This is a genomic window from Nocardia jinanensis (genome assembly GCF_014645735.1).
Lineage (GTDB): Bacteria > Actinomycetota > Actinomycetes > Mycobacteriales > Mycobacteriaceae > Nocardia > Nocardia jinanensis.
Window position 1 is genome coordinate 35,639 of the sequence record NZ_BMMH01000028.1, and the last position, 21,352, is coordinate 56,990.

Below are 21,352 nucleotides of genomic sequence, written 5' to 3' on the forward strand. Positions count from 1 at the left end.
GTGACCCCTCGCGCCGGGGCCGCCTTTCGGGCCCGTTCCGATCGATCGCGCGCTGTCGCGGAGCCGACTGTCTACGCGGTACCGGAATTACAGCGGCTCGGCGGTCGGCGGCACCAGGCCCGGCCGGGGCGATCTCATCGCGGTCGATCGAGGTCCACGGGCCGAAGTGGTTTATGGGTGACGAAGATCGCCGTCCCCGGAAACAGTTGTCCACGTAGCGGACTCCACTGGCCCCATTCCCGGTCCAGCCATTCCGGCCATTCCGGCTCGACGATATCGTCGAGCACCAATCCGGCCCCTACTATCTCCCGGACCCGGTCACCGATCGTCCGGTGGTGTTCCACATAGGTGCACCGGCCCTCGCTGTCGATTTCGGTGTACGGCGTGCGATCGAAGTAGGGGATCACCGCTTCGAGGCCTTCCGGGCCGGGATCGTCGCGGAAGATCCAGCGCATCGGATGATTCACCGCGAACACCCAGCGACCACCCGGCCGCAGCACCCGGGCGACCTCCCGCATCACCAGGGCGGAGTCGGCGACGAACGGCACTGCGCCGAAGGCCGAACAGGCGAGATCGAACGATTCGTCCGCGAACGGCAGCGCTTCGGCGCCGGCCTGGACCAGCGGCACCCGGGGCCCACCCTCGTCCATGGCCGCAAGCCCCCGCGACAACATGCCCATCGAGATATCCAGGCCCACCGGGTGCGCGCCCTGTCCGGCCAGCCAGCGGGCGCACGGTGCCGAACCGCACCCGACCTCGAGGATCCGTTTGCCGGTGACCTCGCCGAGGAACCGCATATCGCCCTCGTGCAGGCCCTCCGGGCACCAGATGAATTCGCCGCCTGCGCTGTCGGTACCCAGGAATTCTCCGTGCGTATCGTGGTACTGGCCGGCGTCGGCATCCCACCAGCGCCGGTTCGCGCGTTCGCTCTCGGGTGAGTCGACCCGCAGGCGTGCCGCACCCGCGGTCCCCAGCAGTTCGGTGGCCTGAGCGTGGCGATCTTGAACGAGGTCGTCGGACACGATGCGAAGCCTATAGATCCGCTGCGGGGGGTCGTTTGCCCGCCCGGTTCCGGGTCGCGTACGCTGAACGCGCAAGTGATCACACCTGGAGCAGCTGGGTGTATCGCAGCGTACCGAAAGTCTCAATGTCCGCAACCGATCACAATCCGTCCGGAGCAAACCGCCACATGCCCACCACCGTCACCTCGCCGCAGGTAGCCGTTAACGACATCGGCTCTGCGGAGGATTTCCTCGCCGCCATCGACGCCACGATCAAGTACTTCAACGACGGCGATATCGTCGAAGGAACCATCGTCAAAGTCGACCGCGACGAGGTCCTGCTCGACATCGGTTACAAAACCGAAGGCGTCATCCCGTCTCGCGAGCTCTCCATCAAACACGATGTCGACCCGAACGAGGTCGTTTCCGTGGGTGATGAGGTGGAGGCTCTTGTCCTCACCAAGGAGGACAAAGAGGGTCGCTTGATCCTGTCCAAGAAACGGGCGCAGTACGAGCGCGCCTGGGGCACGATCGAGGAGCTCAAGGAGAAGGACGAGGCCGTCCGCGGCACCGTGATCGAGGTCGTCAAGGGCGGTCTGATTCTCGATATCGGTCTGCGCGGCTTCCTGCCCGCCTCACTGGTCGAGATGCGTCGTGTCCGCGATCTGCAGCCGTACGTCGGCAAGGAGATCGAGGCCAAGATCATCGAGCTCGACAAGAACCGCAACAACGTGGTTCTGTCGCGCCGGGCCTGGCTGGAGCAGACCCAGTCCGAGGTGCGCAGCGAATTCCTGCACCAGCTGCAGAAGGGCCAGGTCCGCAAGGGTGTGGTCTCCTCCATCGTCAACTTCGGCGCGTTCGTCGATCTCGGCGGTGTCGACGGTCTGGTGCACGTCTCCGAGCTGTCCTGGAAGCACATCGATCACCCGTCCGAGGTGGTCGAGGTGGGCAACGAGGTCACCGTCGAGGTTCTCGACGTCGACCTGGACCGCGAGCGCGTTTCGCTGTCGTTGAAGGCCACCCAGGAAGATCCCTGGCGGCAGTTCGCCCGGACCCACGCCATCGGCCAGATCGTGCCGGGCAAGGTCACCAAGCTGGTGCCGTTCGGCGCGTTCGTCCGCGTCGAAGAGGGCATCGAGGGCCTGGTGCACATCTCCGAGCTCGCCGAGCGTCACGTCGAGGTCCCGGACCAGGTCGTGGTCGTGGGCGACGACGCGATGGTCAAGGTCATCGATATCGACCTGGAGCGTCGCCGGATCTCGCTGAGCCTCAAGCAGGCCAACGAGGACTACAGCGCCGAATTCGATCCGTCGAAGTACGGCATGGCCGACAGCTACGACGAGCAGGGCAACTACATCTTCCCCGAGGGCTTCGATCCCGAGACCAACGAATGGCTCGAGGGCTTCGACAAGCAGCGCGAAGAGTGGGAAGGCCGCTACGCCGAGGCGGAGCGCCGGCACAAGATGCACACCGCGCAGATGGAGAAGATGGCGGCCGACGCCGCTGCCGAGGCCGTCAACGGCGGCGGTTCGTCGAACTACTCCTCCGAGAGCGGCGGCGCGCAGTCCACCTCCAGCCAGCCGGAGTCCGGTGGCGGGTCGCTGGCCAGCGACGCTCAGCTCGCGGCCCTGCGGGAGAAGCTGTCCGGTAACGCCTGAGCGGCGAATATCGGTAGCCGATAGCTGAACGGAAAGACCCCGGTCCCTGTGGGCCGGGGTCTTTTCACGTCAGTAGCCGACGGTGAACCGGCGCTGTATGTACTGCGGAAGCTGCACCTCGTCCAGTAACGCCACCGCGATATCCTCGGCCGAGATATCGCGTCCACCGGTATCGAGCAGTTGATCGCCGCCTATCCGGAAGCGGCCGGTCCGTTCACCCGGTTCGATCCGGCCCGAGGACGGGCTCAGATAGGTCCAGAGACGATTGGACGTGCGATAGACGTTCAGCGCGTCCCGCAGTGCGGCGACGACACGGCGGTACTCGCGGGGGACACCGAGGCCGGTGGGTAGGTTGTCCGCGAAGTCGGGCTCGTCCACGAGCTGCCGGCCGGGCGCCACCTCCAGACTGCCCGCGCCACCGACCACGAGCACCCGGATCGCCGGATGCCGGTCCAGTGCCGCCACCATCGCCTGCGCGCCCGAGACGAAATCATCTGCCCGCGCGATCGTTTCCTCGATTCCGTGCCCGGCATTGACGGCACTGATCACGATATCCAGGCCCGCGATCGCTCCGGCGATGCTCTCCGCGTCGCGCCAGTCCGCCACCTGCCAGGCGATGCCGTCCCGATCCCGGGGGACGCGGGATTCGTCGGTGGTGAGGGCCCGTACGAGATGACCGCGGCGTACGGCCTCCGCGACCACGCGCGAACCGATGACACCGGTCGCGCCGAAAACTCCGATATGCATACCCACTCCTGCTCCATGCCGTGCATTTACTACACGGCGTTCAGAAACTGCACGGGGAATTTTAGCGGCCCTCTGTAGTGTGTCAACCGTGGCCGAGGTAGTGATGAGTCGCCGGGAGCGCCTGCGCGCGGAAACCACCCGCGAGATCAAGGCGATCGCTTTGCGGCTGCTCGCCGAGGGCGGGCCCGATGCGATAGCGCTGCGGGCGATCGCCCGGGAGATGGGCATGACCGCGGGCGCCGTCTACGGCTACTACGCGACCCGCGACGACCTCATTTCGACGCTGATCGCCGATGTCTATACAGCCTTGGTCGACCGTCTCGAAGCGGCGCGGGACGCCGCCCCGGCGGACGATCCCGGTGCTCGAATAGTCGCCTGGGGCGAAGCGGTGCGCGGCTGGTCGGTGGAGCGTCCCGCGGAATTCCGGCTCGTCTACGGAGATCCGGTCCCCGGCTACCGGCCGCCTCCCGGTGGGCCGGCGGCCGAAGCCGAACTGCGGGCCTGTACCGGTTTGGTCGGTCTGGCAGCGGCGGTCTGGCCCCGGCGACCCGGCCGGCCCGAGGACGGCCAATTCGGCTGGGGCGATTTCGAGCCGGGCCTCACCGCGCACGTCCGGTCGGAATTTCCCGGCCTGCCACCCGCCGGACTCGCTCTCGCACTGCGTATGTGGGGCCGGATGCACGGTCTCGTCGCGCTCGAGGTGTACGGCCATCTGCGTCCCCAGTCGGCCGATCCGGCCAAACTGTTCCGCGTCGAGATGTGTGAGCTGGTCCGCGAACTGGGGCTTCGATAGGCCTGGGCACAACAGTGGCCCGGTCCGAGGACCGGGCCACCGTTGTCCGTCGGGAACTAGCCTGCCGGGACCGGGACCCAGCGCGGCCAGACGATCGACGGACGCGGGCGATGAGCGGCGAGACTGTGGCGTGCTGCGATGGTGAAAACGCGGAACCAGGGGCGGCGGTTCTTCGACAGATAGGCCGCGACGGCCGGGATGGCGAGACAGTGCACCCGGCCCGGCGCCCCCAGCCGGTGCCGGCCTGTGCGGTAGTGCCTGATGCGCATGCTCGTTCCTTTGCTATCCGTGACAGAAGCTGTGAATCGGGGCCTGCACTCAGGCCGAACACTAGCCCAGCATCTGGCGTAATCAGGACATTTGTGGCGTTCCACCGTGGCAGGGCGTGTCGAGAAGGTATAGGGCGGCGGCCTCGCTGCCGGTTCGGTGCCCATGGATGCGAGACTGAGCGAATGTTACGAATCGGCCTCACCGGCGGTATGGGAGCGGGCAAATCGACGGTCGCGCGGGCGCTCGTGCAGCGGGGCGCGGTGCTCATCGATTCCGATGTCATCGCCCGCGAAGTAGTCGCTCCCGGAACGCCGGGCCTCGCGGCCCTCACCGAGGCGTTCGGCACGGATATCCTGGCGGCCGACGGGAGCCTCGATCGTCCGGCGCTGGCGGCCAAGGCTTTTCGCGACGACGAATCCCGTACCACGCTGAACTCCATCACCCACCCGTTGGTCGGGCAGCGCACGGCTGAACTCTTCGCCGCCGCCGCACCGGACGCCATTGTGGTGCAGGACGTTCCGCTGCTGGTGGAGAACCATATGGCACCCTTCATGAACCTGGTGCTGATCGTGGATGTCGCCGCCGAGACCCGGATCCGGCGCCTGGTCGAGTTCCGCGGCGTACCCGAGGCCGACGCGCGGGCGCGGATCGCCGCTCAGGCGACCGACGATCAGCGCTACGCCGCCGCGGATGTGCTGTTGGACAACAACGGGCCCGCCGGAGTGGTCGAACAGACCGTCTACCGGCTCTGGGACGAACGGCTGGTGCCTTTCGAAGCCAATCTGCGGTCCGGCACGGCGGTGCGCCCGGAGCCGCGGATCGTGGAATCGGACCCGCAGTGGCCGGCCCAGGCGCAGCGGCTGATCGCGCGGCTCCGGCTGGCGGCCGGCGCGGCGGCCGTGCGGGTCGACCATATCGGTTCGACCTCGGTACCCGCTCTGCCCGCGAGGGATGTTCTCGACCTGCAGATCACCGTCGCCGACCTGGCCACGGCCGATACGATCCGCGACGCACTGGCAGGTGCCGGGTTCCCGGCGATACCGGAACACACCCACGACAGCCCGAAACCGGCCCTCGGCGACGAATCGGCGGATCCGGTTCGCTGGGAGAAGCGGGTGCACGGCAGTGCGGATCCCGGCCGCCCGGCATATGTGCACGTGCGGGCCGCGGGAAGCCCCGGGCAGCAGTTCGCGCTCGCGTTCCGTGACTGGCTGCGCGCCGAGGCGGGCGCACGCGCGGAGTACGCGGAAGTGAAGCGCGGAGCCGCGGCGGCGGCCGCCGGGCTCGCGGCCCATGAGGCGATGGCGGCCTATCCGGCGGTGAAGGAACCCTGGTTCGATTCGGTGTACGAGCGGGTGTCGCTCTGGCGCGCCGCGCACCCGGAGTAGTGACCGCGCGGCGGTGGGCGCCGCCCCCGCTGGTTTACAGCCAGGTGAGTGGCATATCGAGGGAGGCCGTCCAAGCCTGGAAGTCGTAACCGTGGGCGGCGATACCGGCGATCGCCGCAGTGGCGGTGGCCACCGCCTTCTCCGCGGTCGGCGCGTCGAGCAAACCGGCGGTATGCGCGGCCAGAAGTTCGTCGACGTCCAGTAGCTCGGTTTCGTGTCCCCTTCTGACGACCAGGTCCAGATAATGGTCGACCGATCGCCATTTACCGGGCTCGACCTCGCCGAATTCGCCGATATCGATGTAGTAGTCCTGGTTGCGCATATGCGCCGGATTGAAATGGAAAACCGAAGCGCGCAGATTCACCGAGGGCAGCAGCCACGATTCCAGATAATGGAATTGCGGATGGTCGGCGGTGCGGGCCATGTACAGCCCCCAGGGTTCGAGGTGGTAGCGCTCCACCTCGCGGACGAAACCCTTCGGGTCGGTATTGGTCAGCTCCGCGATATCGAAGTACTCCACCTTGGGCCGATGGACGTCCACGCTGGATACCTGTGTCACAGGTGCCGAATCTACCCACTCGGGACCCTGGCGCGCAGCGGGCAGGTCCGGCGGGTGCCGTCGGCCGGACGACGACTCCGATCCTGTCGGTGACCGCGCCTAGTCTTGGGGCATGGCATTCGCAACCGAACTCCGTGCGGCCGGCGTCACCGGGACCGAGGCCGACGGGGAGACCCCACTGGCCAAATCGGCGTTTCGCCCGGTCGGGGAGATCGAACGCACCGGTGGGCGGTTCGAGGTGGTCAGTCCGCATCAGCCGGCCGGTGACCAGCCGGCCGCGATCGAGGAACTGGAACGCCGGATCAACGCGGGTGAACCCGATGTGGTGCTGCTCGGCGCCACCGGTACCGGTAAGTCGGCGACCACCGCCTGGCTCATCGAGCGGCTGCAGCGGCCCACCCTCGTGATGGCTCCGAACAAGACGCTGGCGGCGCAGCTGGCCAACGAACTACGGGAGATGTTCCCGCACAACGCGGTGGAGTATTTCGTCTCCTATTACGACTATTACCAGCCCGAGGCCTATATCGCGCAGACCGATACCTATATCGAGAAGGACAGCTCGATCAACGACGATGTGGAGCGGCTGCGCCATTCGGCGACCTCCGCGCTGCTGTCTCGCCGCGATGTGGTCGTCGTCGCGTCGGTGTCCTGTATCTATGGCCTGGGCACTCCACAGTCCTATCTGGACCGCTCCGTACTGCTCGAAGTGGGATCGGAAGTGGACCGCGACGCGTTTCTGCGGATGCTGGTGGACGTCCAGTACACGCGCAACGATATGTCGTTCACGCGCGGATCTTTCCGGGTGCGCGGCGATACCGTCGAGATCATCCCCTCCTACGAGGAACTGGCGGTACGGATCGAATTCTTCGGCGACGAGATCGAGGAACTCTATTATCTGCACCCGCTCACCGGGGACGTCGTGCGCAAAGTCGATACGGTGCGTATCTTTCCCGCCACGCACTACGCGGCGGGGCCGGAACGGATGGAGCGTGCGGTCGTCGATATCGAGGCCGAGCTCGAGGAACGTCTCGCCGAACTCGAGCGCAAGGGCAAACTCCTCGAGGCGCAGCGGTTGCGGATGCGCACCCAGTACGACCTCGAAATGATCCGGCAGGTCGGATTCTGCTCCGGTATCGAGAACTATTCGCGCCATATCGACGGCCGGCCCGCCGGTTCCGCCCCCGCCACACTGCTGGACTACTTCCCGGACGATTTCCTGTTGGTGATCGACGAGTCCCATGTGACCGTGCCGCAGATCGGCGGTATGTACGAGGGCGATATGTCGCGTAAGCGCAACCTCGTGGAATACGGTTTCCGGCTGCCCTCGGCGGTGGACAACCGGCCGCTCACCTGGGAAGAGTTCGCCGAGCGGATCGGTCAGGCGGTGTACCTGTCCGCGACTCCCGGCGATTACGAGCTCGGCCGCGTCGGTGGTGAGGTGGTGGAACAGGTCATCCGTCCCACCGGTCTGGTCGATCCCAAGGTCGAAGTGAAACCCACCAAGGGGCAGATCGACGATCTGGTGCACGAGATCCGGTTGCGTACCGAGCGCAACGAAAGGGTCCTGGTCACCACGCTCACCAAGAAGATGTCCGAAGACCTGACCGACTATCTGCTCGGGCTCGGTGTGCGGGTGCGCTATCTGCACTCCGAGATCGATACCCTGCGCCGGGTCGAACTGCTCCGGCAACTGCGGCTCGGCGAATACGACGTGCTGGTCGGTATCAACCTGCTGCGCGAGGGGCTGGATCTGCCCGAGGTTTCGTTGGTCGCCATTCTGGACGCCGATAAGGAAGGGTTCCTGCGCAGTACGAAGAGCCTGATCCAGACCATCGGGCGCGCCGCCCGCAATGTGTCCGGTGAGGTGCACATGTACGCGGACAGAATCACCGATTCGATGCGCGACGCGATCGACGAGACCGAACGCCGCCGCGCCAAACAGCTCGCCTACAACGAGGAGATGGGGATCGATCCGCAGCCGCTGCGCAAGAAGATCGCCGATATCCTCGATCAGGTCTATTCCGAGGCCGGGGACGAGGTCGAGGTCGGTGGTTCCGGCCGCAACGCCAGCCGCGGTCGCCGAGCGCAGGGCGAACCGGGCCGGGCGGTCAGCGCGGGGATCGTCGAAGGGCGCGATATCAAGTCGATGCCGCGGGCGGAACTGGCCGATCTGGTCGCCGAACTCACCGATCAGATGATGAACGCGGCCCGCGACCTGCAGTTCGAGCTCGCGGGCCGGTTGCGCGACGAGATCGCCGACCTGAAGAAGGAGTTGCGCGGTATGGACGCGGCCGGACTGCAGTGACCGGGTTCATCCCGCGCCGTCCCGGATCAGGCCTGGGTGGCCATCCATTCGTTCACGCGGCGTTCGGCTTCCTCCCGGGAGACGTCCTCGACCCGGGTCATGACGACCCAGCGATGGCCGAAGGGATCCTTCAGAGCGCCGTAGCGATCCCCGGTGACGAAGGTGGCCGGGTCCTCGGCGACCAGGGCACCGTGTGCGCGGGCGCGGGCGATCACGGCATCGACATCGGGGCAGTAGTGGACGAGGGAGGTGTGCACCCAGTCACCGGTGGGGGCCAGCACATTCTGGTCCGGCACCGGCAAGCCCAGCTGGATGGTGGAATCACCGATCTTCAGTTCGGCATGGGCCGGCTGTCCGTCGGGCATATCGTTGCGCGAGATCACCTCGGCGCCGAACACCGTCGTATAGAAATCGATGGCGGCGTTGCCGTCGGATACCGCGATGAACACGGTGATGGAGTGGTAGCCCGCGGGGATGGGATCGACTGTTTCGCTCATGGGTACGACTCTGCCGGGCCGTGGCAGCGGATTCTTGTAAGAAGGCGACAGCTCACGACGCTGTGCCGAGAAAGTCTCGGCGGGCACCGGATCCGCAAGCGGACGGGGTACGAGCAGTCGTACGGTACTGTCGATCGCCGCTCGCCCGGGGATTCGCGCGCGGGGCGGGACGGCGGCCGGGTCTCCGGTGCCCAGCGACGCCGTGCGGCGATATTCGCGCGCGTCACCGGGCGGAAGGTTCCTTCCGACAGCGGCCGCGGTCATGGCTGACGCGGCGTTTCCGGCCCCTGAGGTACCCGCGGACGGTGACCGCAAGGCGATTCTGCATCCGCATGAGCAGGAGCGGTACCGCACCCTGAACCGCCTGCCCGCGGGCAGTGCCGTCTCGGACTATGTGGAGTGGTACTGGTCGGTGCGCTGGGATATGCGCGGCCGGGCCCCCTACACGGCCGAGGTGCTTCCGTATCCGTGCGTGCACATCACCTTCGAACGCCAGCGTGACCGATGCGGTGGTTTCGTCAACGGCGTCTGCACCCGGAAGTTCGTCCGTGAGCTCACCGGCCGGGGGGAGACATTCGGTGTCCGGTTCCGGCCCGGCGGGTTCGGTGCCTTCACCGGGCTCGATGTGGGCGCCCTGCGGGATCGCGCGGTGCCGCTGGACGAAGTGCTGCCGGATATCGGTGATCTCGTCGCCCGGGTTCTCGCCGAACCCGCCGATCCGGATCGGCGGCGTCTCGTCGAAGAACATCTGGGTACCCGTGCGCGCCGGGACGATCCGAACTACCGCCTCGTGCTGACCATCGCCGCCGCGATGGCAGGTGATCCCGAACTGACGCGGGTCGATCAGGTGACCCAGCGGTTCGGGGTGCCGGTGCGGACACTCCAGCGACTTTTCCGCCGCTATATCGGTGCGGGCCCGAAATGGGTCCTGCGCCGATATCGATTACAGGACGGTGCCGATCTACTGGCCCGCGGTCGTATCGCGGATCTGGCCGCGCTGGCCGCCGAACTCGGATATTTCGATCAGGCGCATTTCACCCGGGAGTTCACCGCCGAGGTCGGAATGGCGCCGCTGGAATATGCCAAGAATTCGTTACGCTCGCGCGATGAGGTGACCTCCAAGGTGTTGCCGACCTCATAATCGGAGATGGCATCTCACCGAAGCGGTACCCGTCGGCTACAGATGAGGAGCTGTACATGGATGTCGTGGTGTTGATCGGCCGGATGATGTTCGTCGTTCTGTTTCTGAGTTCGGCCCTGGGCCATTTCACCCAGACCAAGGCCATGGCGGGTTACGCGCAAGCCAAGGGCGTACCGATGCCCGCACTGGCCGTGCAGGGGTCCGGGCTGCTCATGCTGCTGGGGAGCATCAGCATTCTGTTCGGGATCTGGGCCGATCTGGGTGCCCTGCTGCTGTTGATCATGCTCGTCCCGACCATGATCATGATGCACAGTTTCTGGAAGGAGACCGCCGCCGAGGCCACCCAGGCGGAGACGGTTCAGTTCAACAAAGACCTCGCGCTCGCGGGTGCCTGCGTCATGCTGTTCGCGTTTTTCGCGCACACCGATGAATTGGGTCTCACGATAACGGGTCCGCTGTTCTCGCTCTGATCCGGTGAAATGGTGCCGGTGTCCATCGCTTCCCGGTGGGCGCCGGTACTGTGAGGAAAATCCCACGGCGCCAACGCTGTTCGATTTCTTGTGACCGTTCACAGGTTTGCCCGGGACGGGGAGGGAACCAGCAGGTAGGCGACGCACCCGCGGTTCGGCCGGGGTGAAATGTGAAACACCACCGCTGTCGGCTACATATGTGATGTACAACGAATCCGGATATTCGGGCCGAGGTTTCCGGCTATGGTCTACGCAGTCGCTGCGCCGCTGCCCGACTTTCTGTCGAGCTTCCGGCGCGGCCGCGTTTATACCCCGCACAGTTGGAGGAGAGAATGACCGCCTACCGGACCATTGTCGTCGGTACCGACGGCTCGGACTCGTCGTACGTCGCCGTGGAAAAGGCCGCTTCACTGGCCGGAGCCGCGGGCTCGACGCTCATCGTGGCCTGCGCCTACTACCCGACCGACGACCGCGACGTCGCCGCCGCGAGCGATATGCTCAAGGACGAGGCGTACCAGGTTCGTGGTTCGGCCCCCACCAACGAGATCCTGCGCACCGCCCGGGACAAGGCGACCGCCGCCGGGGCCACGGAGATCGTCGAGAAGGCCATCGTCGGCGAACCGGTCGAATCTCTGCTGGATCTGGTCCGGGAAACCCAGGCGGATCTGCTCGTGGTCGGTAACCGGGGCCTGAACACGCTGGCCGGTCGGCTGCTGGGTTCGGTGCCCTCCGATGTGGCGCGCAAATCGAAATCCGATGTGCTGATCGTGCACACCGTGCGCTGATACCGCGATCGCGAATACCGCCCCGCCCGGAGCACGGCTTCCGGGTGGGGCGGACGCTTTTCCGCGGGTTGCTCAGCCGGCCAGGCTGCGCAGCTCCGGCGGAAGATCTCCGCTGTGTACCACCGTGAGCCGCTGGGTGGCGCGGGTGATCGCGACGTACAGATCGTTGCGCCCGCGCGGAGATTCGGCGATCACCGCACCCGGCTCCACCAGGTACACCGCGTCGAATTCCAGGCCCTTGGCCTCGGTCACCGTCAGTACCCGTACGGATTCGCTTGCCAGACCGGAGAATTCGGCGACGAGTTCGGAGGGTGTCAGGACAGCGGCGGTACCCGGGCCCTGCTCCTCGGCGAGCAGGGCGGCCAGCGTCGCCACCACCTCCGGCGCGGCCACCCGGTGCGCCCGCGGTCGCCTCCCCGAATCGCGGACCGAACGGGGTACCTCGGCGGTGGGATCGATGGCGGCCAGCACATCCGCGGCCACCGTCATGATCTCCGACGGGGTCCGGTAGTTCACCGTCAGCTCGGTGCGTTTCCACCGTTTCGCCACATAGGGTTCCAACATGTCCGACCAGGAACTCGCGCCCGCCGGATCGCCGGTCTGCGCGATATCGCCGACCACGGTGATCCACCGGTTCGGGATCCGGCGCATCACCATCCGCCAGGCCATTTCCGACAGCTCCTGTGCCTCGTCCACGATCACGTGCCCATAGGTCCAGGTGCGATCGCCCGCGGCGCGTTCGGCTGTGGTCTGCCGGTTGCGCACCTGCTGGCGTTCGGCGAGCTGGCTCGCGTCGATGAGGTCGTAGGCCATCAGGATCTCCGGATCGAGTTCGTCCTCGAGGTCCTGCGGGGCCGATCCGGTGAGGATGTCCAAGGCGTCCTGGGCCTCGGCGAGCTGGGCGCGCCAGCGCCGGCGGGAGCGTTCACGCTCCTCGGCGTCGTCGGTACCCAGCAGTTCGGCGAGTTCGTCCAGCAGCGGGGCATCGGCGGCGCTGAACTCGCCGGCGCCGGTGCGCAGCAGTTCGGCCCGGTCGGCCGGGTCGAGCAGTTTGCCGGCGGCGCGATCGAGGCGATCGGGATCGGCGAACAGCTCACCCAGCACCTGTTGCGGGGTGAGCATCGGCCACAACTCGGCCAGCACACGCTGCACCTTCGGATCGGCGCGTAATTCGTCACTGATCTCGGACAGATCGGCGGAGCTGAGCAGGCTGCGGCCGTTACCGGCCGGATCGGCGCCCATGGTCTGCGCCAGCTGGTCGGTGAGTGCTTCGATCACCATCGACGCGAAGACGGGACGTGCCAGGTTGTGCGGGCGGCGCGACGATCGGGCCCGGCCCCGGGCCCGGGTGACGATCTTGCGGTCCAGGGTCACCGGGTAGCCGTCGAAAGTCAGGGTGATCGGCTCACCCGGCACCTGCTGGCGGTCGCGCACCGCGTTCTTCAGGATCTCGAGCACGCTCGTCGAACCCTTCAGCTCCCCGGCACGCAACGAATCCGTCAGTGTGGCCTTCACCCCGGGATACAGATCGCCGATGGTGGACAGCAACACCCCGGTCTCACCCAGTGACGGCAGCACCTGCCCGATGTAGTCCAGGAAGGTGGCGTTGGGGCCGATGATCAGCACACCGCTCTTGGCCAGCTGCTGGCGGTAGGTGTAGAGCAGATAGGCCGCACGGTGCAGGGCCACCGCCGTCTTACCGGTGCCGGGACCGCCTTGGACCACGAGCACACTCTTGTGCTCGGCGCGGATGATCGCGTCCTGTTCGCTCTGGATCGTCTCCACGATGTCGGCCATCTGGCCCGTGCGCGCGGCGTTCAACGCCGCGAGCAGCGCGCTCTCGCTGCCGACCCCGCCCTCCGAGGCGGTGACGCCGTCCTGCCGCGCTGCCTCCAGATCGAGGTATTCGTCGTTGACCGCGGTCACCCGGCGGTTACGGGAGCGGATATGGCGCCGCCGCAGCACCCCGTCCGGTGTGGCGGTGGTGGCCAGATAGAACGGCCGGGCCAGCGGTGCACGCCAGTCCAGCAGCAGCGGTTCGTAGTCGTTGTCCTCGTCGAGGATGCCCAGCCGGCCGATATAACGCTGTTCCGGATCACTGTGATCGGCCGCCAGATCGATGCGGCCGAAACACAGGCCGTGTTCGGCGGCATCGTATTTGGCGAGATCCTCGGTGTACAGCTGGGTGAACGATTCGCGTTCGGTGCGCGCCTGCGGGGTCCCCCCGCTTTCCAGCAGCACGGTGCGCAGCCGGTTGTCGGCGTAGGCACGCATACCGTCGAGCCGCTCGTAGAGCACCGACAGATACACCTGTTCGTGATCGAGGTCCCGCGTCGCCGGGTCCGGAGGCGCCGCGTCGGGTGCCATCTCGGTGGGGCGTTCCTCGGTGCGGTTGTCGGGCAAGTTCTGACTCCTTCTCACCCACGGCGGGACGGGCTCGGCGGGGCACGGCGGGATGGCGTGCACAGGGTTGTCGATTCTACTGCGGGTTCGTACCGGATGTTGTCTCCGCAGGTCGCAGCGGTGAGATCAGGAGACGTGCGAGTTGTCGCCGCGGATCGCGCGACCCCGCCCACCATCGCGCCGAGTCGGTGATTTCGCCTCGTACATGGCCACATCCGCGTCGTGCAGCACCGCTTCCGGGGTCCGGGTGTCGTCGGGCTCCAGCGTGGTCACCCCGATGGACGCGTTCACCGCGATCCGGTGCCCGCGGGCGACGATCGGCTCGGCCATGGCCGCGCGCAACCGCTGGACCAGCGGTTCGAGCTCCTCGTCGCCGGGCCGCCCGGCCAGCAGCACCAGGAATTCGTCACCGCCGAGCCGGCCCACCAGATCGTCGCCGCGCAGTGCGCGTTGCAGGCGATGGGCCACGATCCGCAGCACAGTGTCGCCGATGGCGTGGCCCATCGTGTCGTTGATCGATTTGAAGCCGTCGAGATCGATGAACATCACCGTGGAGACATCTCGCGTCCCGCTGGCCGCCAGCGCCCCCGACAGCTGGGAAAGGATCAGCGACCGGTTCGCCAGGCCGGTGAGCGGATCGTGGGTGGCCTGGTACTCGAGCTGGCGGCGGCTGGCCAGATATTCGGTGATATCGGTGAACGAACACACCGCCGCGGTGCCCTGTTCGTCGGGATTGAGCAACCGGCTCGATACGGCCAGCCAGCGCCGCTGCCCGTCCGGTCGCACGATCGCGAAAACATACGCGGTGACCGTCTCACCGGTGGACAGCGTCCGGGCCACCGGATGCCGTTCCCGGGGCATCGACCGTCCGTTGGCGTCCAGCAGTTCCAGGGGTAACTCGGTGATGTTGGAGCCCACCAGCGGGGTCCGGTCGTCTATACCGAAGATCCGGCGGGCAGCGGGGTTGGCCGAGGCGATGGTGCCGTCCCGATAGAAGACGGCGACCCCTTCCTCGAGCTGGGAGACCACGGTGGTGAAGTGCTGTTCGGCGCGGCGCTGGGCGCGTTCGGCCGCTTTCTGGGCGGTGAGATCGTGGATCACCACCTGGTAGGCGAGGCGGTCGTGCCAGGCGGTGAGCACCGAGACCGTCTCCACCGGAACCTCGCGGCCGTCCAGCGACAGCAGCACCATCTCGGTGGGTTCGGAGGCGTTACCGGTCGCGGTCAGGCCGGATATACGTTCGTACATGGGCTGACGGAAATCCGGGTGGACGAAACGGGCGATGTGCTGGCCCAGGACCTCGGCCAGATTCTTGGCGCCCATGATTCGCAGGGCCGCGGGATTGGCGTAGACGACGATGCCGCGTTCGTGGACACAGATGCCGTCGGGGGAGTGTTCGACCAGGGAGCGGTACCGATGCGCGAGTTGCTCGGCGGCGGTTGCCCTGCGCTCTCCCATACCAGCCCCCATCGTCGGCGGATCCGGACATTCAAACACGGCTCTACTCCGGTATCCACACGCATAAAATCCGACATAGTGGACGTGATATCTCGATTCACACGCCACTACGTGCTCCCGGCGGTACCGAGGGCCGGGAACCGGCGAGGGAGATTGTCATGGCGGGGACCGGACTCAGCATCGATCTTATGACCATTACCGGGATCGGGGCGGTCACCGGGTACGGATGGGGGCGGGAAACATTCTGGGAGGGGGTGATGAGCGGGAAATCCGCGGCCCGGTTCGAACCCGGATACGGACTGGATCCCGCGACCGGCGGCTGGGCGGCGCTGGTTCCCGAGGGTGGCGATCCCGCGCACGGCACGCGCTATGGGCAGGCGGTGCTCGCGGCGGTCGGCGAGGCGTTCGCCGATGCCCGGGCCCGCGGCTGGGAACCCGGGTCGCGGGTGGGTCTGGTGCACGCGGCGGTACTGGGTGATGTCCGGCATTGGCGAGATTTCTCCGGCCCTGGTGGAGCGGAGTTCCGGGGCCGGGACTTCCTGCGGCTGCTGCCGTCCACGCCGGCCTCGGTGGTGACCCAGGCCTTCGGTTTCACCGGGCCGGTGATCGGGGTGTCGGCGGCGTGCAGCTCGGCGAATGTCGCGATATTGCAGGCGAAGCTGTGGTTCGCCGCCGATTTGGTGGATGACGTGGTGTGTGTGGCATCGGACCTGTCGGCCACGCCGGAGCTGGTGCGGCAGTTCGCGAAACTCGGCGCCGCGGTCGTGGATGTCGAATCGCTGCAGGGATGCCGGCCGTTCCAGGAGGGCAGCCGGGGGTTCAGTGTGGGAGAGGCCGCGGTGGGGTTCGTACTCAGCCGGGGATCCGGCCGGCCCTATGCCACCGTCCTCGGCGGTGCGATGAACAGCGAGGCCCATCACGTGGTGTCCGTGGAACCGAGCCATGAGCGGATCATCGACTGCGCGCGGCGCGCCTTGGCCGATGCCGGGGTCGGCGCGGCGGAGATCGACTTCTTCAACGCGCACGGGACGGGCACGGCCCAGTGCGACCGGGCCGAACGGGACCTGCTCACGCGGGTCTTCGCCGATCGGCCCGCGGTGTATTCGATGAAACCGCTGGCCGGGCACTGCCAGTCCGCGTCGGGCGCGGTGGAACTCGCGGCCGCGGCACTGGGCTATGAGCGCGGGGTCATCGCCGCGCCGCCCGCGGTCGCGCCGGCGCATCCCCGGCTGCTGAACGGTCCGTCCCCGGCCGGACCGGGGCTGACCGCCAAGTTGTCGCTGGGGATGGGCGGTAACAACTCGATGGTGATCCTGGGCCCGGCTGCCTGAGCTTGTGGAGGGGAGTGGCCGGTGCCACGCCCCCTGGACACCTCCGGTTGGCCTACTCTGGAGCGGTGAGCCCGTCCGGCCGGCCTGTGCCGCCGGTTGCCGGAGCTCGCTGCGAGATCTTGCCGGGGCGCCCCCGTGTAAGGGGAGACGCGGCAGTCGGGTCACGCCCCGTAAACCGCCCGGACCGGCTGTCCGGCGAAACTTGTCGGTGGCCGGTCCTACCATCACCGCGGGCCCGCTCTGTGGTCCGGACCGCGGATACCGGCCGGGCGGGTCGGGCCGTTCACCGCGCTGTCGCGGACACGGTGTGAACTCACCCGGTGCGACGGCCGCGGCGGCACTATCGATGACGAACGATGACGAGAAGGGACCGACCTGGTGGCGGAACGCCTGACTGTGCGCGGAGCTCGAGAGCACAATCTCAAGGGGGTCGATCTCGATCTGCCCCGCGACAGTCTCATCGTCTTCACCGGTTTGTCCGGGTCGGGTAAGTCCAGTCTGGCGTTCGACACGATCTTCGCGGAGGGGCAGCGCCGCTACGTGGAATCGCTGTCCGCGTACGCCCGGCAGTTCCTCGGCCAGATGGACAAACCGGATGTGGATTTCATCGAGGGGCTGTCCCCGGCCGTCTCGATCGACCAGAAATCGACCAACCGCAACCCGCGGTCCACGGTCGGCACCATCACCGAGGTGCACGACTATCTGCGCCTGCTGTACGCCCGCGCCGGTGTTCCGCACTGCCCGGTGTGCTCGGAGCTGATCGCCAAGCAGACCCCGCAGCAGATCGTCGACCAGGTCCTCGCCATGGAGCCGGGGGTCCGGTTCCAGGTGCTGGCGCCGGTGGTGCGTACCCGCAAGGGTGAATTCGTCGACCTCTTCGACCAGTTGCACGCCCAGGGCTATGCCCGGGTCCGAGTGGACGGGGTGGTGTATCCGCTCACCGATCCGCCGAAACTGAAGAAACAGGAGAAGCACGATGTCGAGGTGGTGGTGGACCGCCTCGCCGTGAAACCGACCGCCAAACAGCGGCTCACCGATTCCATCGAAACCGCGCTGCGCCTGGCCGACGGCATCGTGGTGCTCGATTTCGTGGACCGCGACGAGCACGCGCACGACCGGGAGCGCCGTTTCTCCGAGAAGCTGGCCTGCCCCAACGGCCATCCACTCGATATCGAGGACCTCGAGCCGCGCTCGTTCTCCTTCAACTCGCCCTACGGCGCCTGCCCCGATTGCACGGGTCTGGGTATCCGTAAAGAGGTGGACCCGGAACTGGTGATTCCCGATCCCGAGCTGAGCCTGGCCGACGGAGCGATCGCGCCGTGGTCGCGCGGGCAGAGCGCCGAGTACTTCGTGCGGTTGCTGTCCGGGCTGGCCGCGGCGCAGGGTTTCGACCTGGACACGCCCTGGCGCGAACTGCCGCCGCGGGCGCGTAAAGCGGTGCTCGAGGGCAGCTCGGATCAGGTGCACATCGTGTACACCAACCGTTACGGCCGGAAGCGTTCCTACTACGCCGATTTCGAAGGTGTCATGCCGTTCCTGCAGCGGCGGCTGGACTCCACCGAGTCCGAGCAGATGAAGGAGCACTACGAGGGCTATATGCGCGATGTGCCGTGCCCGGTGTGCAGTGGCGCGCGGTTGCGGCCGGAGATTCTCGCGGTCACCCTCACCGCGGATTCGGAGCGGAAATCGATCGCCGAGGTCAGCGAACTGTCCATCCGTGACTGCTCGCAGTTCCTGAACGCGCTGACCCTGGGCGAACGGCAGGCGGCCATCGCCGGTCAGGTACTCAAAGAGGTACAGGCCCGGCTCGGATTCCTGCTCGATGTCGGTCTCGACTATCTGACGCTGTCCCGGGCCGCGGCCACATTGTCCGGCGGTGAGGCACAGCGGATCCGGTTGGCCACCCAGATCGGTTCGGGTCTGGTGGGGGTGCTCTACGTCCTGGACGAACCGTCCATCGGTCTGCACCAGCGGGACAACCGGCGGCTCATCGAAACGCTCACCCGGTTGAAGAACCTGGGCAACACCCTGATCGTGGTCGAGCACGACGAGGACACCATCCGGGCCTCGGACTGGGTGGTCGATATCGGCCCGCTCGCCGGTGAGCACGGCGGCCGGGTGGTGCACAGCGGGACCTACGCGGACCTGCTCACCGATGAGCACTCGCTGACCGGCGCCTATCTGTCCGGCCGGGAACGTATCGAGGTCCCGATGATGCGGCGTCCGGTGAACAAGAAGCGGCGGGTCACCGTGGTGGGCGCGACGGAGAACAATCTCCGGGGCATCGATGTGGCGTTTCCGCTGGGCGTGCTCACCGCAGTGACGGGTGTTTCCGGTTCCGGTAAATCCACCCTGGTCAACGACATCCTGGCCACCGTTATGGCCAACAAGCTCAACGGTGCCCGGCAGGTCCCCGGCCGGCATACCCGAGTCAACGGACTCGACCAGCTGGACAAGCTCGTGCGGGTGGACCAGTCGCCGATCGGGCGTACGCCGCGGTCCAACCCGGCCACCTACACCGGAGTGTTCGACAAGATCCGCAGCCTGTTCGCCTCCACCACCGAGGCCAAGGTGCGCGGATACCAGCCGGGCCGGTTCTCCTTCAACGTGAAGGGCGGCCGCTGCGAGGCGTGCTCCGGTGACGGCACGCTCAAGATCGAGATGAACTTCCTGCCGGACGTTTATGTCCCGTGTGAGGTCTGCCACGGCGACCGCTACAACCGGGAAACCCTCGAGGTGCACTACAAGGGCAGAACCATCGCCGAAGTCCTCGATATGCCCATCGAGGAGGCCGCCGAATTCTTCGAACCGGTGACCTCCATCCACCGGTACCTGTCGACCCTGGTCGATGTGGGGCTCGGCTATGTGCGGCTGGGACAGAGCGCGACGACCCTGTCCGGTGGTGAGGCGCAGCGGGTGAAACTCGCCGCCGAACTGCAGAAACGCTCCAACGGGCGAACGGTCTACATTCTCGACGAACCCACCACCGGCCTGCACTTCGAGGACATCCGCAAACTGCTCGCGGTGATCAACGGCCTGGTGGACAAGGGCAATACGGTGATCGTCATCGAGCACAACCTGGATGTGGTCAAAACCGCGGACTGGGTCATCGATATGGGCCCGGAGGGTGGTTCCGGTGGTGGCACGGTGGTCGGCGACGGGACACCCGAGGACATCGCGGCGCACCCGGACAGCTACACCGGCCAGTTCCTGAAAGAAGTCTTGGCCGAGCCCGCGGCGCCCGCGAGTCCGGCGCGGAAAACAGCCGCGAAATCGCGAAAGGCCGCGGCACCGGCGAAGAAGAAGGCAGAGACGGAGGCTGCGGCCGCGAAAGCGCCGGATCCGCAGAAAGCGAAACGTCTGGCCCGCAAGGCCGCCGCCCTGCGTTGATCCATCGTTGTGGTCCGCCGCCCGGCTCGGCCGGGCGGCTCCACGGCAAGGTCAGTGGACCGGGCCGGTGTATTTCTCGCCGGGCCCGGCGCCGGGCGCGTCGGGAACCGCGGAGCTTTCCCGGAACGCCTTCTGTAGCGATTGCAGCCCCTCCCGCAGTGGTCCGGCGTGCGGGCCCAGATATTCCACGGACGAGGTGATCAGCCCGGCCAGGGCGGTGATGACCCGCCGCGCTTCGTCCATATCGCGACGGGGGCTGGTGTCCGGATCGTCATCGGCGAGCCCGAGCTTTTCCGCCGCCGAGCTCATCAGCATGACGGCGGCACGGCTGATCACCTCCACGGCGGGGATATCGGCCAGTTCGCGCACATCGCCTTCGGGCTGTTCGGTCATGCGTCCCAGGCTAGAGAACCGGCGGGCAGGCTCAGCGAGCCGGTCCGGCGGCGCGCAGCATTCGCAACTGGCCGATCTCGGTCGCGTTCTTCATCAGCTCGGCGTTGACCCACGCGGCCAGGTGCGCCACGGTCAGCCCGGCTTCCGCGGGCCAGGGGTAGGACGTCGCGGCATCCAGTTCCGCGTCTCCTGCGCGGTCGAGGACCGCGAGCCATTGCTCGCGCAGCGTGGTCAGCCAGGACAGTGCCGCGGCGGTATCACCCGGCCAGTACACCTCGGTGCGTTCGGGCACCGCTGCGCCCGCGGCATGCGCGATGGCCGAACTCCACCACCAGCCGATATGCCAGGTGAGCCATCCGACGGTCGGGACCGGGATCGGATCGGGCTCGATCTCCGCGAAATCGGGGCGCCACGCCCCGTCGGAACCGCGGTGTACTGTCCAGGTCGCCGCGGCGGGCGCCCAGTGCGTATCGTCGTCGGTCAGGGCCTCGAAATGCAGCTGGGCCAGCGACCACACGAGGTCGAATTGCCAGTGCAGCAGGTCACGTCGGCTGTTCACGGGCGTCGAGCCTGGCAGGGTGCCCGCGCTCGGGCAACCGGTTTTACGGCCGGGCGCCGGGAGCGCGATTCGCCAGATCCGAACCGGAGCTGTTAAACTTTTCGGCGACGACCGCCCCGGTCCTGTCCGGGGCAAACAAGTGGAGCCCGACTCCCACCGTTGCCGGCGATGATCGCCTGGTGAAACGGTCCGGTCGCCCGCCCC

18 protein-coding genes are annotated in these 21,352 nt (G+C 67.0%); 9 read left to right on the forward strand and 9 right to left on the reverse strand.

Annotated features, from left to right (window positions below):
* Positions 1 to 134: 134 nt before the first annotated feature.
* On the reverse strand, positions 135 to 1,022 hold the full coding sequence (locus tag IEY68_RS31950) for a class I SAM-dependent methyltransferase (RefSeq protein ID WP_058856740.1): 888 nt from the start codon (positions 1,020 to 1,022) through the stop codon (positions 135 to 137).
* A gap of 167 nt (positions 1,023 to 1,189) precedes the next feature.
* Between IEY68_RS31950 and rpsA the strand changes: the two genes are divergently transcribed.
* Positions 1,190 to 2,659: a 30S ribosomal protein S1 gene (rpsA, locus tag IEY68_RS31955; RefSeq protein ID WP_058856741.1), complete on the forward strand. Its 1,470-nt coding sequence runs from the start codon at positions 1,190 to 1,192 to the stop codon at positions 2,657 to 2,659.
* Positions 2,660 to 2,728: 69 nt separating this feature from the next.
* On the opposite strand, the gene IEY68_RS31960 is transcribed toward rpsA, so the two are convergent.
* Positions 2,729 to 3,406: an NAD(P)-dependent oxidoreductase gene (locus IEY68_RS31960; protein ID WP_058856768.1), complete on the reverse strand. Its 678-nt coding sequence runs from the start codon at positions 3,404 to 3,406 to the stop codon at positions 2,729 to 2,731.
* Positions 3,407 to 3,494: 88 nt separating this feature from the next.
* Here IEY68_RS31960 and IEY68_RS31965 point away from each other — a divergent pair, with 88 nt between their 5' ends.
* Entirely contained in the window at positions 3,495 to 4,199 is a 705-nt protein-coding gene (locus IEY68_RS31965) for a TetR/AcrR family transcriptional regulator (RefSeq protein WP_199804998.1), read from the forward strand.
* 56 nt (positions 4,200 to 4,255) lie between these two features.
* Here IEY68_RS31965 and IEY68_RS31970 read toward each other — a convergent pair whose 3' ends face one another.
* Positions 4,256 to 4,468 (reverse strand): hypothetical protein, encoded by a 213-nt coding sequence (locus IEY68_RS31970; RefSeq protein ID WP_058856743.1) that lies wholly within the window; start codon positions 4,466 to 4,468, stop codon positions 4,256 to 4,258.
* Between the two features lie 183 nt (positions 4,469 to 4,651).
* Between IEY68_RS31970 and coaE the strand changes: the two genes are divergently transcribed.
* On the forward strand, positions 4,652 to 5,857 hold the full coding sequence (gene coaE, locus IEY68_RS31975; protein ID WP_058856744.1) for a dephospho-CoA kinase: 1,206 nt from the start codon (positions 4,652 to 4,654) through the stop codon (positions 5,855 to 5,857).
* Between the two features lie 34 nt (positions 5,858 to 5,891).
* Here coaE and IEY68_RS31980 read toward each other — a convergent pair whose 3' ends face one another.
* On the reverse strand, positions 5,892 to 6,416 hold the full coding sequence (locus IEY68_RS31980) for a ribonuclease FAU-1 family protein (RefSeq protein ID WP_058856745.1): 525 nt from the start codon (positions 6,414 to 6,416) through the stop codon (positions 5,892 to 5,894).
* Positions 6,417 to 6,528: 112 nt separating this feature from the next.
* On the opposite strand from IEY68_RS31980, the gene uvrB reads away from it, so the two are divergent.
* Positions 6,529 to 8,721: an excinuclease ABC subunit UvrB gene (gene uvrB, locus IEY68_RS31985; protein ID WP_308435005.1), complete on the forward strand. Its 2,193-nt coding sequence runs from the start codon at positions 6,529 to 6,531 to the stop codon at positions 8,719 to 8,721.
* Positions 8,722 to 8,747: 26 nt separating this feature from the next.
* On the opposite strand, the gene IEY68_RS31990 is transcribed toward uvrB, so the two are convergent.
* Positions 8,748 to 9,218, reverse strand: coding sequence for a VOC family protein (locus tag IEY68_RS31990; protein WP_058856770.1), 471 nt, complete (start codon positions 9,216 to 9,218; stop codon positions 8,748 to 8,750).
* Positions 9,219 to 9,480: 262 nt separating this feature from the next.
* Here IEY68_RS31990 and IEY68_RS31995 point away from each other — a divergent pair, with 262 nt between their 5' ends.
* The 3 genes from IEY68_RS31995 (at position 9,481) to IEY68_RS32005 (ending at position 11,614) form a co-directional block, all read left to right on the forward strand.
* Positions 9,481 to 10,359 carry a DUF6597 domain-containing transcriptional factor gene (locus IEY68_RS31995; protein WP_058856746.1) on the forward strand — a complete coding sequence of 293 codons (879 nt, stop codon included), beginning with the start codon at positions 9,481 to 9,483 and terminating at the stop codon, positions 10,357 to 10,359.
* Positions 10,360 to 10,415: 56 nt separating this feature from the next.
* Complete coding sequence (locus tag IEY68_RS32000) at positions 10,416 to 10,829, forward strand: DoxX family protein (protein WP_058856747.1); 414 nt, start codon at positions 10,416 to 10,418, stop codon at positions 10,827 to 10,829.
* Between the two features lie 332 nt (positions 10,830 to 11,161).
* Entirely contained in the window at positions 11,162 to 11,614 is a 453-nt protein-coding gene (locus tag IEY68_RS32005) for a universal stress protein (RefSeq protein WP_058856748.1), read from the forward strand.
* Between the two features lie 72 nt (positions 11,615 to 11,686).
* Here IEY68_RS32005 and IEY68_RS32010 read toward each other — a convergent pair whose 3' ends face one another.
* Complete coding sequence (locus IEY68_RS32010; RefSeq protein ID WP_058856771.1) at positions 11,687 to 13,981, reverse strand: HelD family protein; 2,295 nt, start codon at positions 13,979 to 13,981, stop codon at positions 11,687 to 11,689.
* 162 nt (positions 13,982 to 14,143) lie between these two features.
* The gene (locus IEY68_RS32015) at positions 14,144 to 15,475 is read right to left on the reverse strand and encodes a diguanylate cyclase domain-containing protein (RefSeq protein WP_058856749.1); all 1,332 of its coding nucleotides are present in this window, start codon (positions 15,473 to 15,475) and stop codon (positions 14,144 to 14,146) included.
* Between the two features lie 188 nt (positions 15,476 to 15,663).
* Here IEY68_RS32015 and IEY68_RS32020 point away from each other — a divergent pair, with 188 nt between their 5' ends.
* Complete coding sequence (locus IEY68_RS32020) at positions 15,664 to 16,806, forward strand: beta-ketoacyl synthase N-terminal-like domain-containing protein (protein ID WP_058856750.1); 1,143 nt, start codon at positions 15,664 to 15,666, stop codon at positions 16,804 to 16,806.
* Between the two features lie 378 nt (positions 16,807 to 17,184).
* Positions 17,185 to 20,196: an excinuclease ABC subunit UvrA gene (gene uvrA, locus IEY68_RS32025; protein WP_058856751.1), complete on the forward strand. Its 3,012-nt coding sequence runs from the start codon at positions 17,185 to 17,187 to the stop codon at positions 20,194 to 20,196.
* Positions 20,197 to 20,247: 51 nt separating this feature from the next.
* Here uvrA and IEY68_RS32030 read toward each other — a convergent pair whose 3' ends face one another.
* Together IEY68_RS32030 and IEY68_RS32035 are read right to left on the reverse strand one after the other, a co-directional pair.
* On the reverse strand, positions 20,248 to 20,589 hold the full coding sequence (locus IEY68_RS32030) for a DUF1844 domain-containing protein (protein ID WP_058856752.1): 342 nt from the start codon (positions 20,587 to 20,589) through the stop codon (positions 20,248 to 20,250).
* Between the two features lie 31 nt (positions 20,590 to 20,620).
* Positions 20,621 to 21,148, reverse strand: a complete 528-nt coding sequence (locus tag IEY68_RS32035; protein WP_058856753.1) for a DinB family protein — start codon at positions 21,146 to 21,148, stop codon at positions 20,621 to 20,623.
* Positions 21,149 to 21,352: the final 204 nt, after the last annotated feature.